Origin of the sequence: Streptomyces phaeochromogenes, from assembly GCF_001418655.1 — a bacterium.
Taxonomy (GTDB): Bacteria; Actinomycetota; Actinomycetes; order Streptomycetales; family Streptomycetaceae; genus Streptomyces; species Streptomyces phaeochromogenes.
The window spans coordinates 1-15,219 of record NZ_LIQZ01000112.1 but is presented as its reverse complement, the minus strand read 5'-3'; the positions used below and the strand labels follow the sequence as shown (position 1 = coordinate 15,219).

Genomic DNA, 15,219 nt, shown 5'->3' with positions numbered 1-15,219 from the left:
ACCCGCACCCACGCATCCCCCGCACGGCGGAGCCACCCCACCCACTCACCCGCGCGAGGGATCCGGGGAAACCGCTCCCACCGGCGATCCGCGGACAGGGCGGGCCACGCGAGGCTGGGGCAACTCCTAGAACCGCCGACCCCGCCGGGAGGCACCCCGTGCTAGCCACCATCGCCAGGGCGTCAACTCGCCGCCCCCTGACCGTGATCGGCCTCTGGCTGCTCTTCCTGCTGCTCGGCTTCGGGCTCGGGACGGGCGTCTTCGGACGGCTCAGCGACTCCGTGCCGGACGTGCCGGGGACCGAGTCGGACCGGGCCGCCGTGCACCTCGACGGCATCGACCCCGTCGGCGAGTCGATCACCGCGGTGGTCGGCGGCACAGCGGTGTCCGACCCCGGGCTGCGCGCCCAGGTCGAGGCAGCCGTCGCCGACCTGCGCGACGCCGCCGGCATCGCGGCGGTGCCCGACCCGTACGACACACCCGGTCTCCTCGCCGAGGACGGGCAGGCACTCGTCATCCCGGTGACGCTGAAGGGCGGCCTCGACGACGAGGCGGAGGAGAAGGTCCTGGACACGGCCAGTGACCGCGTCCATGAGATCAAGGCGCCCGAAGTCCACGTCAGCGGCGGCCCGTTGCTGGGACAGCAACTCGGCGAGCGGGCCCAACAGGACGTGGCGCGCGCCGAGATCATCTCGCTGCCGGTCGTTCTCGTCCTGCTGCTCGTCATCTTCGGCGGACTGCGTGCCGCCGGGCTGCCCCTGCTGGTCGCGGTCAGCGGTATCGCGGGCGCGTTCCTGGCGCTGTTCGGCTTCAGCCAGTTCACCGACATCTCCGTGTACGCGATCCAGGTGACGACCATGCTCGGCCTCGGACTGGCCGTGGACTACGCGCTGTTGATGGTGGTCCGCTTCCGCGAGGAACGCCGTACCACCGACGACGTGGTGGAGGCCGTGCACCGCACGGTGGCCCGCGCCGGACGCACGGTCCTCTTCTCCGGGCTGACCGTGGCCGTGAGCCTCACCGGTCTGCTGGTGTTCCCCAGCACGTTCCTGCGCAGTATGGGCCTCGCCGTGGCCGCCGTGGTGGTCGTCGACATGCTCGCCGCGCTCACCCTGCTGCCGGCGCTGCTGGCCCGGTTCGGCGGGAAGATCGCCCCGGCACGCACCAGGCCGGCCGGTGAGGAGGGCCGTGTCTTCGCCCGTCTCGCCCGGTTCGCCACGGGCCGTCCGGTCGTCGTGACAGCGGCCTCCGCCGTCGCCCTGCTCGTCCTCGCCCTGCCCGTCACCGGCATGAAGATCAACATCGGGGGCGCCCAGCAGCTGCCGTCGAGCACGGAGGCACGCCAGTTGGACGACACGGTGGAGGACCATTTCCCGCCGGGCACCGGAGTCTCCCCGGTGACCGTGGTCCTGAAGCCGGGCACCGACCCCGCGACAGCCGACCGGATCCGGGCCCTCTCGCCGGGCGCCGAGTCCCGTGACCTGCCGGGCGGCACGACGGTCCTGAACCTGCGCCCCGGCGGCAGCGCCGACGGCAAGGAGGCGACCGAACTGGTCCAGCGCGTACGGGACATACGAGGCGACGAGCCCGTCGAGGTGACCGGTGTCGCGGCCCGCCTCGTCGACTTCCGCGCGATGCTCGGCGACCGGGCACCCTGGGCCGCCATCACCGTCCTGGGCGGTATCTTCCTCCTGCTCTTCGCCTTCACCGGCTCGGTCCTGATCCCGCTGCGCACCATCGTCACCACGCTGCTCAGCCTGGGCGCCGCGCTCGGCGTGGTGGTCTGGGTGTTCCAGGACGGACATCTGGCCTCAGTGCTGGGCTCCCAGGAACTCGGCGCGCTGAGCCTGACCGCACCGCCGCTGATCATCGCGATCGCCTTCGGACTCGCCATGGACTACGAGCTGTTCATCCTCGCCCGGATGCGCGAGACCTGGCTGCGCACGGGCGACGAACGGGACGCGGTCGTCACCGGCCTGCGCCGCTCGGGGCGCGTCGTGAGCTGTGCCGCGCTGCTGCTCGCCGTCGTCTTCGGCGCCTTCATGACGGGCGGCTTCGCACCCATCCTGCAGATCGGCCTCGGCCTGACCCTCGCGGTACTGATCGACGCGACCCTCGTACGCATGCTCCTCGTCCCGGCGACCATGGCGCTGCTCGGGCGGCGCGCCTGGTGGGCACCCCCGTGGCTGCGGCGGACCCACGACCGGTTCGGGCTCCACGAGGAGGCACGGACCGCCGAGCCCGAACTCACCAAGCAGCACTGAACTCCCGTCCAAGCAGTGGACGTTGGCCCCGGTCCCTCCTCGGACCGGGGCCATCGCCGACGCTGACGCCTGGTCAGAACGTGCAGCCGTCAGTGAGGTAGTGGCGGGTGACGGACTGTGTTGGGAGGCGGGCACGGAACTCGTAGCACCACATGGCGCTCGGTGTGGTCACCCGCGCGACGACGAGCACCTCGGTGGACGAGCGCTCCACGTTCTCGGGCGCGACGACCGGGCCGGTGACCGACTCGCCGCTGATGTCATCCCTTGTCGGGAGTGAGAGAGCCCGAGGCAGTTCCGTGTCGGTCAACCGGCCGTCGGCCATCGCGTTCTCCAGCTGTCGCTCGATCTTCTGGGCGCTCGCGTCGAGTTCAGTGCGTCGGGCCTTCTCCGCCGGCGCGTCGCGCTCCCGCTGGAGGCGGTAACAGCCGTCCGGCTTCAGCTTCTTGGCGTTGACCGCAGCTGGCTTCGCCTTCGCTCGGAACTCGTAGCAGTCCTCACCCTGCGGTCCCGTGCCACCGGACAGCCAGACCAGAGCGACGAGTTGACCGTCCCTGATCTCGTTGTCCTCGACCTCGATGCCCTGGGTCTTCCAGACCTCGGCGGACTGAGCACCCTCCGGACCCCCCTCGGCCACCGCCGTGCGCAGCTCGGCAGTGACGTCCTCAGCGACGACAGCGGGCTCTCGGTAGGGTCTCCCGGACCGGAACCAGCATGCCTTGTCCGGCAGTTCACGTACGCCGACAGACGGTGGAGACACGGACGGGACGATCCTGAAGCGGTAGCAACCGTCGCCATGGGCACCGCCGATCAGTATTCCGTTCACCTGGCCGACGAACCGAGCCGTGACCGTCACCCGCCCGTCACGCCGTTCGATCGCCTCCCCCGTCTTCCCGAGGTTCAGCACCGCACGCTGGATCTCCGTGTCCAGCAGCACGCCGTCGGCGGCCGCCTTCGCCAGACGGCCCCTCGCACCCTGGACGGACTCCGTGACCTGATCCCGAGCCTCGGCACCGGCCTCCCTGCCGGTGTTCCAGATCGACACCAGCACGCCCACGACGATCACGAGCGCGAGCCCCAGCACGCCCAGACAGCCGTCCACCAGACATCCCCCGCGTCTCGCCATGCCCGCACACTCCCCCGGCCGCCACTCCGGGGCACACCCCTTCTCCGACACGTAACCGAACAGGACCCGGACCGTGCCCCGCCGCGTCCTCTCCCGTCCCTCCTTCACGGCGTGAACTCCCCGCTCCCTCAACGGCTTTCTCTGCTTTATCTCTTGACGACCGGAGTGCCGAAGAGCACATTGGCCGCGCAGCCGTGAGAGCGCTCTCAACGACTCCCGCGCACCCCCGAAACACCCGCGCACCCCCACTCCGTACCCGAAGAGGCACCCATGAGGGAAACTTCAGGCACACCCGTCAGACGTGGTCCACTCCGGCGCACGCTCATCGCGCTGGTCAGCGTGCTCAGCCTGGCAGCGGCCGGGGCATCGGCGGCAGAGGCGGACGCGCCCGCGCCGCCCACCGGCTGGACCCAGGTCTTCGTCGACGACTTCAACGGCACGGCGGGCACCGGCGTCAACACCTCGAACTGGCAGTACGCGACCGGCCACGGCTACCCGGGCGGGCCCGCCAACTGGGGCACGGGCGAGATCGAGAACATGACGTCCAGCACCAACAACGTGGCGCTGGACGGCGCCGGGAACCTCCGAATCACCCCGCGTCGCGACGCCGCGGGCAACTGGACCTCGGGCCGCATCGAGACCAACCGCACCGACTTCCAGCCGCCCGCCGGTGGCAAGCTGCGCGTCCAGTCCCGTATCCAGATGCCGAACGTGACGGGCGCCGCCGCCCGCGGCTACTGGCCGGCGTTCTGGATGCTGGGCGCGCCCTACCGCGGCAACTACCAGAACTGGCCGAGCGTCGGTGAGATAGACATCCTGGAGAACGTCCAGGGTCTCAACACCGTGTGGGCCACGCTGCACTGCGGCACCAACCCGGGCGGCCCCTGCAACGAGACGACCGGCCTCGGCGGCTCCACCGCCTGCCCGGGCGCGACCTGCCAGGCCGGCTTCCACACGTACGGCATGGAGTGGGACCGGTCGACGAGTCCGGAGGAGATCCGCTTCTACGTCGACGGCATCAACTACCACACCGTACGGGCGAATCAGGTCGACGCGACGACCTGGGCGAACGCCACGAACCACGGCTTCTTCATCATCCTGAACGTGGCGATGGGCGGCGGTTTCGTGGACGCCTTCGGCGGCGGCCCGGACGGTGCCACCGTGCCGGGCAACCCACTCGTCGTCGACTACGTCCAGGTGTTGCAGTCCGCGGGCGGTACCACACCTCCGCCGACCGGCAACCGTGACGCGTACAGCGCGATCCAGGCCGAGTCGTTCGACGGTCAGAGCGGCACGATCACCGAGACCACGACCGACTCGGGCGGCGGCCAGAACATCGGCGCGCTCGCCAACGGCGACTGGGTGCAGTACAAGGGCGTCAACTTCGGCTCCTCCGCGGCCAGGCAGTTCAGCGCCCGGGTCGCGAGCGGTGTGGGGGGCGGTGCCAGTGGCCTGGTCGAAGTCCGCCTCGACAGCCGTACGAACGCACCGATCGGCACCTTCGCGCTCGCCAACACCGGCGGGTGGCAGAGCTGGCGGACCGTCCCGACGAACATCAGCAACGTCACCGGAACGCACGACGTCTATCTGACCTTCACGAGCGGCCAGTCGGCGGACTTCGTGAACGTGAACTGGTTCAACTTCGCCCGCTGAGGGCCGAGTCGGCGAGGAGGGGGCGGGCCGGACAGGCTCGCCCCCTCCTTCGATTCCTTCAACCCCCCTGTTTCCTCTGTCTCCTCAGTGCAGTTCCGCACGGAACGCCGCCGGCGCCACCCCGGTGTGCTGGTGGAAGAACTTGGTGAAGTTGGCCGCGTCGGGGAAGCCCACCGAGACCCCGATGCGGCCGATCGGCATGTCCGTGTGGGCGAGGAGCCGCTTGGCCTCCAGGACGACCCGCTTGTCGATGAAGCCCTTCGGGGTCTCGCCCGTCGCGGCGCGGACCGCCCGGACGAGGGTGCGGCGGGAGTAGCCGAGGGCGTCGGCGTACGCGCTGACGCTGTGGTTGGTGGCGAAACCCTTCTCGACGGCCTCGCGGAATCGGGTGAAGGTGGTGTCCGCCTGGTCCCGGTCGCGTGCCGCGTCGGCGGAGCTGGCCGCGAGGTGCGCCAGGCGCAGCAGGAACGCCGTCAGGGAGTGCCGCAGCACGGAGGTGTGCAGGCTGAGCGGCAGCGTGGTCGAGTCGACGTACTCGCGTTCCAGCTGGGCGAGGGCGGCCTTCAGTCCGGCGAGCTGGGCCGGGTCGGGCCTGAGCAGGGGCGGCAGGTCGTAGCGGTAGAGGCCGGTCGACTCGACCGTGGCGCGGGGCAGGAAGCCCGGCTGCATGATCAGGACCGTTCCGCGGTAGGCCTCCGTGCTGGAGAAGCGGTGGACCTGGCCGGGGCGTATCCACAGGAGCTCCCCGGCGGAGACCTCGTACTCGGTGAAGTCGACCATGTGCCGGACCGGGCCGTCCCCGAAGAGCATGACCACGTGGAAGTCGATGCGGTGGATGCGCTCGATCGCCTCGTTCGCGTGCCAGGTCCGGCCGGGCTCCATCGGACCGACCTGCATACCGACTCCGCAGACGCTCAGATCGACGGGAAAGGGAAAGGTCCTGATCCCGTCACCGGTGTCGGCGTCTTGGGTGCTTCTGTCCGCCATGTCCCTCTCGCGTCGGCTCGGTCCCGCAGTCGTTGTCCCACTTTCACCAAAGGCTGACACAGGGCCACCTTCCCCGGCAAAAGTCAGACTTTTAAGTTTGAACGCAACCGAGCAGTTACTGGGCTTCTACCGAGGACTTCTTGAAGATGAGCACGCAGACACCTGACAGCTTTGAGTGGACCGATCTGGACCGGCGAGCCGTCGACACGGCCCGTCTGCTTGCGGCGGACGCCGTGCAGAAGGTCGGCAACGGCCACCCCGGAACCGCGATGAGCCTCGCCCCGGCGGCGTACACCCTCTTTCAGAAGGTGATGCGACACGATCCCGCGGATCCCGAGTGGACCGGCCGCGACCGCTTCGTCCTCTCCCCCGGCCACACCTCGCTGACCCTCTACACCCAGCTCTTCCTCTCCGGGTACGAGCTGGAGCTCGACGACCTCAAGGCGTTCCGCACGCACGGCTCGAAGACGCCCGGACACCCGGAGTACGGGCACACGGCCGGGGTCGAGACGACCACGGGCCCCCTCGGCCAGGGCGTCGCCAACGCCGTGGGCATGGCGATGGCCGCCCGCTTCGAGCGCGGCCTGTTCGACCCCGAGGCCCCCGAGGGCGAGTCCCCCTTCGACCACACGGTCTGGGCGATCGTCTCCGACGGCGACCTGGAGGAGGGCATCTCCGCCGAGGCGTCCTCGCTCGCCGGCCACCAGAAGCTCGGCAACCTCGTCTTCGTCTACGACGACAACCACATCTCCATCGAGGGCGACACCGCCACCGCCTTCTCCGAGGACGTACTGAAGCGGTACGAGGCGTACGGCTGGCACGTGCAGCGGATCGAGCCCGCGCTCGGCGGCGACATCGACCCGCAGGCGCTCCACGAGGCCCTCACCGCGGCGAAGGCCGAGACCGGCCGCCCCTCGATCATCGCGATGCGCACGATCATCGCCTGGCCCGCGCCCAACGCCCAGAACACCGAGGCCTCGCACGGCTCGGCGCTCGGCGCCGAGGAGATCGCGGCCACCAAGCGCCTCCTGGGCTTCGACCCGGAGCAGACCTTCGAGGTGGCCGACGAGGTCCTCGCCCACGCTCGCCGGGCCCTCGACCGGGGCGCCGAAGGGCACGCCGCCTGGAACAAACAGCTGGCCGAGTGGCGCACCGCGCAGCCCGCGCGCGCCAAGCTCTTCGACCGGATCGTGGCCGGTCAGCTCCCCGAGGGCTGGGAGTCCGCACTCCCGGCGTTCGAGGCGGGCACGTCCGTCGCGACCCGTGCCGCGTCCGGCAAGGTCCTCCAGGCGCTCGGCGATGTGCTCCCCGAGCTGTGGGGCGGCTCCGCCGACCTCGCCGGCTCGAACAACACGACCATCGACAAGACCTCGTCCTTCCTCCCGAAGGGCAACCCGCTGCCGGAGGCCGACCCGTACGGCCGAACCGTCCACTTCGGAATCCGCGAGCACTCGATGGCCGCGGAGATGAACGGCATCGCGCTGCACGGCAACACCCGGATCTACGGCGGCACGTTCCTCGTCTTCTCCGACTACATGCGCAACGCCGTACGCCTTTCGGCCCTGATGCAGCTGCCGGTGACGTACGTCTGGACGCACGACTCCATCGGCCTCGGCGAGGACGGCCCGACCCACCAGCCGGTCGAGCACCTGGCCTCACTCCGTGCCATCCCGGGCCTGAACATCGTGCGCCCCGCCGACGCCAACGAGACGTCGATCGCCTGGGCCGAGATCCTCAAGCGGCACGCCACCAACCCTGCCCCGCACGGCCTCGCCCTCACCCGTCAGGGCGTGCCGACGTACGAGGCCAACCCCGAGGCGGCGAAGGGTGGTTACGTCCTGCGCGACTCCTCCACCGGGACCCCGGACGTGATCCTCGTCGCGACCGGTTCCGAGGTGCAGCTCGCCGTGACCGCACGCGAGCAGTTGGAGGCGGAGGGCGTCGGAACGCGCGTGGTGTCGATGCCGTCCGTCGAGTGGTTCGAGGAGCAGTCGCCGGAGTACCGCGCGAGCGTGCTTCCGCCGTCCGTGAAGGCCCGCGTGGCGGTCGAGGCGGGCATCGGCCTGACCTGGTACCGGTACGTCGGTGACCACGGACGCATCGTCTCCCTCGAACACTTCGGCGCCTCCGCCGACGCCAAGACCCTGTTCGCCGAGTTCGGCTTCACCCCCGAGAACGTGGCCGCCGCCGCGCGGGAATCTCTTGCCGCAGTCCGCGGTTGATCCGATCGCCCGAAGGAAGATGATCACTGTGACCCAAGCAACCGCAACCGCGGAAACCCTGAAGAACCTCTCCGCCGAAGGCGTCTCCATCTGGCTGGACGACCTCTCGCGCAAGCGGATCACGTCCGGCAACCTCGCCGAGCTCATCGAGACCAGGCACGTGGTGGGCGTCACCACCAACCCCTCCATCTTCCAGGCCGCGATCGGCTCGGGCGAGGGTTACGAGGAGCAGCTGGCCGACCTCGCCACGCGCGGAGTGACGGTCGACGAGGCCGTACGGATGATGACCACCGCCGACGTCCGCGCCGCCGCCGACATCCTGCGTCCGGTGTACGACGCGACCGGCGGCCGGGACGGCCGGGTCTCCATCGAGGTCGACCCGCGCCTCGCCCACGACACGACGGCGACGATCGCCGAGGCCAAGCAGCTCGCCTGGCTGGTCGACCGCCCGAACGTGATGATCAAGATCCCGGCGACGAAGGCCGGTCTCCCCGCGATCACCGAGGTCATCGGGCGCGGCATCAGCGTCAACGTCACGCTGATCTTCTCGCTGGAGCGCTACCGCGAGGTGATGGACGCCTACCTGGCCGGTCTGGAGCAGGCGCGCACCGCGGGCCTCGACCTCTCCGCCATCCACTCCGTGGCCTCCTTCTTCGTCTCCCGCGTCGACAGCGAGATCGACAAGCGGCTGGCGAAGGTGGGCACGGACGAGGCCCTCGCGCTCAAGGGCAGGGCGGCACTCGCCAACGCGCGGCTCGCGTACGAGGCGTACGAGGACGTCTTCTCCTCGGACCGCTGGACCGCCCTCGGCGGAAGCGCCAACAAGCAGCGTCCGCTGTGGGCCTCGACCGGCGTCAAGGACCCGTCCTACAAGGACACGCTGTACGTCGACGAGCTGGTCGCGCCCGGCACGGTCAACACCATGCCGGAGGCCACGCTCGACGCCACCGCCGACCACGGCGAGATCCGCGGCGACACGGTGACCGGCGGCTACGCCCAGGCCCGCGCCGACCTGGAGGCCGTCGAGAAGCAGGGCATCTCGTACGACGAGGTCGTACGGCAGCTGGAGGACGAGGGCGTCGCCAAGTTCGAGGCCGCCTGGGGCGAACTGCTCGACGCGGTCGCCGTCTCACTGAGCCGCAAGGGAGTTGACGGGGAATGAGCGACAAGCTTCCCGAGGGAACCTCGGCGAAGGCATCCGGAGCGGCAGCAGAGGCTGCGGCCGGCACGACGCCGGACACCACCGCCACCGCCGCCGACATCACGCCCGAGTCCCTCGCCCAGGCGCTGGACCTCGCGTCCGACTGGGACAACCCCCTGCGCCACCCCGGCGACCGCCGTCTCCCGAAGATCGCCGGGCCGTCCGGTCTGGTCATCTTCGGTGTCACCGGCGACCTGGCCCGCAAGAAGCTAATGCCGGCCGTCTACGACCTGGCCAACCGCGGACTGCTTCCGCCGGGCTTCTCCCTCGTCGGCTTCGCCCGGCGCGACTGGGAGGACGAGGACTTCGCGCAGATCGTGCACGACTCGGTGCGCGAACACGCCCGTACGGAGTTCCGCGAGGAGGTCTGGCAGCAGCTCGCCGAGGGCATGCGGTTCATCCCGGGCGACTTCGGCGACGACCAGGCGTTCAAGCAACTGCGCGCCGCCGTCGAGGAGTTGGACGCCTCCCGGGGCACCAGCGGCAACTACGCCTTCTACCTCTCCGTACCGCCGAAGTTCTTCCCGAAGGTCGTCAAGCAGCTCAAGAAGCACGGGCTGGCCGACGCCCCGGCGGGTTCCTGGCGGCGCGCGGTGATCGAGAAGCCGTTCGGCCACAACCTCAAGAGCGCCCGTGAGCTGAACAAGGTCCTGCACGACGTGTTCGACCCGGAGCAGGTCTTCCGGATCGACCACTACCTCGGCAAGGAGACCGTCCAGAACATCCTGGCGCTCCGCTTCGCCAACCAGATGTACGAGCCCATCTGGAACCGGTCGTACGTCGACCACGTACAGATCACGATGGCCGAGGACATCGGCATCGGCGGGCGCGCGGGCTACTACGACGGCATCGGCTCGGCCCGTGACGTCATCCAGAACCACCTGCTCCAGCTGATGGCGCTGACCGCGATGGAGGAGCCCATCGCCTTCGACGCGGACTCGCTGCTCACCGAGAAGCTCAAGGTCCTCAAGTCGGTGCGGCTGCCGGAGGACCTGGGCGAGCACACCGTGCGCGGGCAGTACGCGGAGGGCTGGCAGGGCGGCGCGAAGGTGCCCGGCTACCTCGAAGAGGACGGCATCGACCCCACGTCGAAGACCGACACGTACGCGGCCGTCAAGCTGGAGGTCGACAACCGCCGCTGGGCGGGCGTCCCCTTCTACCTGCGGACCGGCAAGCGGCTCGGCCGGCGGGTCACGGAGATCGCGGTCGTCTTCCAGCGCGCCCCGCACTCCCCGTTCGACTCGACCGCCACGGAGGAGCTCGGCGCCAACGCGATCGTCTTCCGCGTCCAGCCCGACGAGGGCATGACGGTGCGCTTCGGATCGAAGGTGCCGGGTACGTCGATGGAGATCCGGGACGTCTCCATGGACTTCGCCTACGGCGAGTCGTTCACGGAGTCCAGCCCGGAGGCGTACGAACGGCTGATCCTGGATGTCCTGCTCGGCGACGCCAATCTCTTCCCCCGACACCAGGAGGTGGAAGAGTCCTGGAAGATCCTCGATCCGATCGAGGAGTTCTGGGACAAGCACGGCAGGCCCGCGCAGTACGCCTCGGGCAGCTGGGGTCCCGGGGAAGCCGACGAGATGCTCGCACGAGACGGACGGAGCTGGCGCAGGCCATGAAGATCGACCTGACCGACACCACGGCAAGCAAGATCAACAAGGCCCTAGTGGAGGGCCGCCGCGCCATCGGCACGCCCGCCGTGGGCATGGTCCTGACGATGGTCATCGTCACGGACGAGGAGAACGCCTACGACTCGATCAAGGCGGCCGAGGAGGCCTCGCACGAGCACCCCTCGCGCACCCTGGTCGTCATCAAGCGGCACGCGCGCACCCCGCGCGACCGCACGAACTCGCACCTCGACGCCGACGTCCGGGTGGGCGCCGACGCGGGCACCGGCGAGACGGTCGTGCTGCGGCTGTACGGGGAGGTGTCCGAGCACGCCGACTCGGTGGTCCTGCCGCTGCTGCTGCCGGACGCGCCGGTCGTCGTGTGGTGGCCGGTGGACGCGCCCGAGGTCCCGGCCAAGGACCCGCTCGGCGCCCTCGCACAGCGCCGGATCACCGACATGTACGCGGTCGAGGCACCGCTCGCGGCCCTGGAGGCCCGTGCCGCCTCGTACGCGCCGGGTGACACCGACCTGGCCTGGACCCGGCTGACTCCGTGGCGTTCCATGCTCGCCGCCGCCCTGGACCAGGCCCGTACGAAGATCACCTCGGCCGCCGTGGAGAGCGAGGCCGAGAACCCGAGCGCCGAACTGCTGGCCCGCTGGCTGGAGGCCCGCCTCCAGGTCGCGGTCGAGCGGGTCGTGACCGCGGGGCCGGTCGTCACCGCCGTCCGGCTCGGCACCAGGAACGGCGAGATCGTCATCGACCGTCCCGAGGGCCCCCTCGCGACGCTGTCGCTGCCGGGCCAGCCCTCGCGCACCCTCGCGCTGAAGGTCCGCAGCACCTCCGAGCTGATCGCCGAGGAGCTGCGGCGCCTGGACGCGGACGAGATGTACGCCGTCGCCCTGCGCGGTGACGACTCGGGAGAGGAGGAGAGCCGTGCCTGACACGCCTCCGTCCGAGCCCCGGACGCCCAGGCTCACCCGCCGCCCCGAGTGGACGGCCCTGGAGGACCACCGCGCGGGCCCGCTCCTCCATCCGCAGCTGCGCGAGCTGTTCGCCACGGACCCGGAGCGCGCCGAGCGCTACACCGTGCGCGTCGGTGACCTGCGCATCGACTACTCCAAGCACCTGATCACCGACGAGACGCTCGCGCTGCTCCAGGAACTCGCCACCGCCACCGACGTGTTCGGGCTGCGGGACGCGATGTTCCGCGGCGAGCGCATCAACGTCACCGAGGGGCGGGCCGTGCTGCACACCGCGCTGCGCGCCCCGCTCGAAGCGGTCGTCGAGGTCGCCGGCGAGAACGTCGTGCCCAAGGTGCACGCCGTGCTCGACAAGATGTCGGACTTCGCCGAACAGGTCCGCTCCGGCAAGTGGACCGGCCACACCGGCAGGCGCATCCGCAATGTCGTCAACATCGGCATCGGCGGCTCCGACCTCGGCCCGGCGATGGCGTACGAGGCCCTGCGCGCCTTCACCGACCGCGAGTTGACGGTCCGCTTCGTGTCGAACGTGGACGGGGCCGACCTGCACGAGGCGGTGCGGGACCTGGATCCCGCGGAGACGCTGTTCGTCGTCGCCTCGAAGACGTTCACGACCATCGAGACGATCACCAACGCGACCTCGGCGCGGACCTGGCTGCTCGCCGGTCTCGGCGGTGAGTCCGAGGCCGTGGCCCGGCACTTCGTGGCACTGTCGACGAACGTCGAGAAGGTCGCGGACTTCGGTATCGACACGGCCAACATGTTCGAGTTCTGGGACTGGGTCGGCGGCCGTTACTCGTTCGACTCGGCGATCGGTCTGTCGCTGATGATCGCGATCGGCCCGGACCGCTTCCGGGAGATGCTCGACGGGTTCCATCTCGTCGACGAGCACTTCCGTACGGCCCCTGCCGAGGCCAACGCGCCCTTGCTGCTCGGCCTGTTGGGCGTCTGGTACGGCGACTTCTTCGGCGCCCAGTCGCACGCGGTGCTGCCGTACTCGCACTACCTGTCCAAGTTCACCGCGTACTTGCAGCAGCTCGACATGGAGTCCAACGGCAAGTCCGTCGACCGCGAGGGAAACCCCGTCGACTGGCAGACCGGGCCCGTCGTGTGGGGCACGCCGGGCACCAACGGCCAGCACGCGTACTACCAGTTGCTCCACCAGGGCACGAAGACGATCCCGGCCGACCTGATCGGCTTCGTCAACCCGGTCGACGAGCTGGGGGCCGAACTCGCCGCCCAGCACGACCTGTTGATGGCGAACCTCTTCGCCCAGGGCCAGGCCCTCGCGTTCGGCAAGACCGCCGACGAGGTGCGCGCCGAGGGGGTGCCCGAGGAGCAGGTCCCGCACCGCACGTTCCGCGGCAACCACCCCACGACCACGATCCTGGCCGCCGAGCTGACCCCGTCCGTCCTCGGCCAACTGATCGCCCTCTACGAGCACAAGGTGTTCGTGCAGGGCGCGATCTGGAACATCGACTCCTTCGACCAGTGGGGCGTCGAGCTCGGCAAGGTCCTCGCCAAGCGTGTCGAACCCGCCCTCACCGAGGGCGCCGACGTCCCCGGTCTCGATCCCTCCACCGCCGCCCTCGTGGCCACGTACCGCACTCTGCGAAAGAAGTGAACTGACATGACTGCGATGCAGCTCGGTCTCATCGGCCTCGGCAAGATGGGCGGCAACATGCGCGAGCGGATCCGCCGCGCGGGCCACACCGTGATCGGCTACGACCGCAACCCGGACCTCTCCGACGTCAGCAGCCTGACCGAACTGGTCGGCAAGCTCGAAGGCCCGCGTGTGGTCTGGGTGATGGTCCCGGCCGGTGCGGCCACCCAGGGCGTCATCGACGAACTCGGCGACCTGCTGGAGCCGGGCGACACCGTCGTCGACGGCGGCAACTCCCGCTGGACGGACGACGAGAAGCACGCCGAGGAACTGGCGGCCAAGGGCATCGGCTTCGTGGACGCCGGTGTCTCGGGCGGCGTCTGGGGCCTGCAGAACGGCTACGCCCTGATGGTCGGCGGCGACGCCGAGCACATCGCCAAGGTCCAGCCGATCTTCGACGCGCTCAAGCCGGAGGGCGACGCCGGGTTCGTCCACGCGGGCAAGGTGGGCGCCGGCCACTTCTCGAAGATGGTCCACAACGGCATCGAGTACGCCATGATGCAGGCCTATGCCGAGGGCTGGGAGCTCCTCGAAGCGGTGCACTCCGTCACGGATGTGCGCGAGGTCTTCCGCTCCTGGCAGGAGGGCACGGTCATCCGTTCCTGGCTGCTCGACCTCGCGGTCAACGCGCTGGACGAGGACGAGCACCTGCAGCAGCTCCGCGGTTACGCGGAGGACTCCGGCGAGGGCCGCTGGACCGTCGAGGCGGCCATCGACAACTCCGTGCCGCTGCCCGCCATCACGGCCTCCCTCTTCGCGCGGTTCTCGTCCCGGCAGGACGACTCGCCGCAGATGAAGATGGTCGCGGCGCTGCGCAACCAGTTCGGCGGCCACGCCGTCGAGTCCGCGAAGTAGAGGTCAGTAGTCATGGGCGACCTCCTTCTCGTCCGGCACGGCGAGACCGAGTGGAGCAGGTCGGGCCGGCACACCAGCTGGACCGATCTGTCCCTCACCCAGCGCGGTGAGGAACAGGCCAAGTCCCTCGCCCCGCTGTTCGCCGGGCGGCACTTCGCGCTCGTACTCACCAGTCCGCTCGGGCGGGCGATACGGACCGCGGAGCTGGCCGGGCTGACCGGGGCGGTGTCCGATCCGGACATGCACGAGTGGGACTACGGGGCGTACGAAGGTATCGCCACCGTGGACATCCATCTGACTCGTCCCGACTGGTACTTGTGGAACGACGGGGTGCCGGCGGGGCCGGACGGGCATCCGGGCGAGTCTGCCGACGAGGTGGGTGAGCGGGCCGATCGTGTTCTGGCGCGGGCGGAGAAGGCGCTGAGTGATGGTGACGTGGTGCTTGTCGCTCACGCCCACTTCCTTCGGGTCCTCACGGCGCGGCGCCTTGGGCTTCCCGCCGCGGACGGGCGCTTGTTCCAGCTCGGAACCGGCACGCTGAGTCGGCTCTCCACGGAGCACGACCGCCCGGTCGTCAGCGAGTGGAACACCTTGCCGCCGGGGTAGTTTCCTCGCCCCCGCCGCCCCTACCCGTCCCGTCCCTGGGGGCTGCGCCCCC

At 70.0% G+C, this 15,219-nt stretch carries 11 protein-coding genes; 9 read left to right on the top strand and 2 right to left on the bottom strand.

From position 1 onward, the window contains the following. Positions 1–158: 158 nt before the first annotated feature. The gene (locus tag AOK17_RS16095) at positions 159–2,264 is read left to right on the top strand and encodes an MMPL family transporter (protein ID WP_055613155.1); all 2,106 of its coding nucleotides are present in this window, start codon (positions 159–161) and stop codon (positions 2,262–2,264) included. Between the two features lie 73 nt (positions 2,265–2,337). On the opposite strand, the gene AOK17_RS16090 is transcribed toward AOK17_RS16095, so the two are convergent. After that, positions 2,338–3,387, bottom strand: coding sequence for a hypothetical protein (locus AOK17_RS16090; protein ID WP_157881337.1), 1,050 nt, complete (start codon positions 3,385–3,387; stop codon positions 2,338–2,340). 270 nt (positions 3,388–3,657) lie between these two features. On the opposite strand from AOK17_RS16090, the gene AOK17_RS16085 reads away from it, so the two are divergent. Continuing rightward, the gene (locus AOK17_RS16085) at positions 3,658–5,040 is read left to right on the top strand and encodes a glycoside hydrolase family 16 protein (RefSeq protein WP_055613153.1); all 1,383 of its coding nucleotides are present in this window, start codon (positions 3,658–3,660) and stop codon (positions 5,038–5,040) included. Positions 5,041–5,124: 84 nt separating this feature from the next. Here AOK17_RS16085 and AOK17_RS16080 read toward each other — a convergent pair whose 3' ends face one another. Beyond that, positions 5,125–6,027 (bottom strand): helix-turn-helix transcriptional regulator, encoded by a 903-nt coding sequence (locus AOK17_RS16080; protein ID WP_055613152.1) that lies wholly within the window; start codon positions 6,025–6,027, stop codon positions 5,125–5,127. A 146-nt stretch (positions 6,028–6,173) separates the two neighbouring features. Between AOK17_RS16080 and tkt the strand changes: the two genes are divergently transcribed. Genes tkt through AOK17_RS16045 form a run of 7 tightly spaced genes read left to right on the top strand, consistent with a single transcriptional unit; the run spans position 6,174 to position 15,167 of the window. Then, positions 6,174–8,249 carry a transketolase gene (gene tkt / locus AOK17_RS16075; RefSeq protein ID WP_055613151.1) on the top strand — a complete coding sequence of 692 codons (2,076 nt, stop codon included), beginning with the start codon at positions 6,174–6,176 and terminating at the stop codon, positions 8,247–8,249. Positions 8,250–8,268: 19 nt separating this feature from the next. Continuing rightward, positions 8,269–9,411, top strand: a complete 1,143-nt coding sequence (gene tal, locus AOK17_RS16070; protein WP_055613150.1) for a transaldolase — start codon at positions 8,269–8,271, stop codon at positions 9,409–9,411. Next, positions 9,408–11,072: a glucose-6-phosphate dehydrogenase gene (gene zwf / locus AOK17_RS16065; protein ID WP_245697179.1), complete on the top strand. Its 1,665-nt coding sequence runs from the start codon at positions 9,408–9,410 to the stop codon at positions 11,070–11,072. The genes tal and zwf overlap by 4 nt, the downstream gene beginning before the upstream one ends. Then, positions 11,069–12,004: a glucose-6-phosphate dehydrogenase assembly protein OpcA gene (gene opcA, locus AOK17_RS16060; RefSeq protein ID WP_055613149.1), complete on the top strand. Its 936-nt coding sequence runs from the start codon at positions 11,069–11,071 to the stop codon at positions 12,002–12,004. The genes zwf and opcA overlap by 4 nt, the downstream gene beginning before the upstream one ends. Next, complete coding sequence (pgi, locus tag AOK17_RS16055) at positions 11,997–13,667, top strand: glucose-6-phosphate isomerase (RefSeq protein WP_055613148.1); 1,671 nt, start codon at positions 11,997–11,999, stop codon at positions 13,665–13,667. Before opcA ends, pgi begins: the two co-directional genes overlap by 8 nt. 15 nt (positions 13,668–13,682) lie before the next feature. Next, positions 13,683–14,561: a phosphogluconate dehydrogenase (NAD(+)-dependent, decarboxylating) gene (gene gnd, locus AOK17_RS16050; RefSeq protein WP_055613156.1), complete on the top strand. Its 879-nt coding sequence runs from the start codon at positions 13,683–13,685 to the stop codon at positions 14,559–14,561. Between the two features lie 12 nt (positions 14,562–14,573). Further along, complete coding sequence (locus AOK17_RS16045) at positions 14,574–15,167, top strand: histidine phosphatase family protein (RefSeq protein WP_055613147.1); 594 nt, start codon at positions 14,574–14,576, stop codon at positions 15,165–15,167. Positions 15,168–15,219 lie beyond the last annotated feature (52 nt).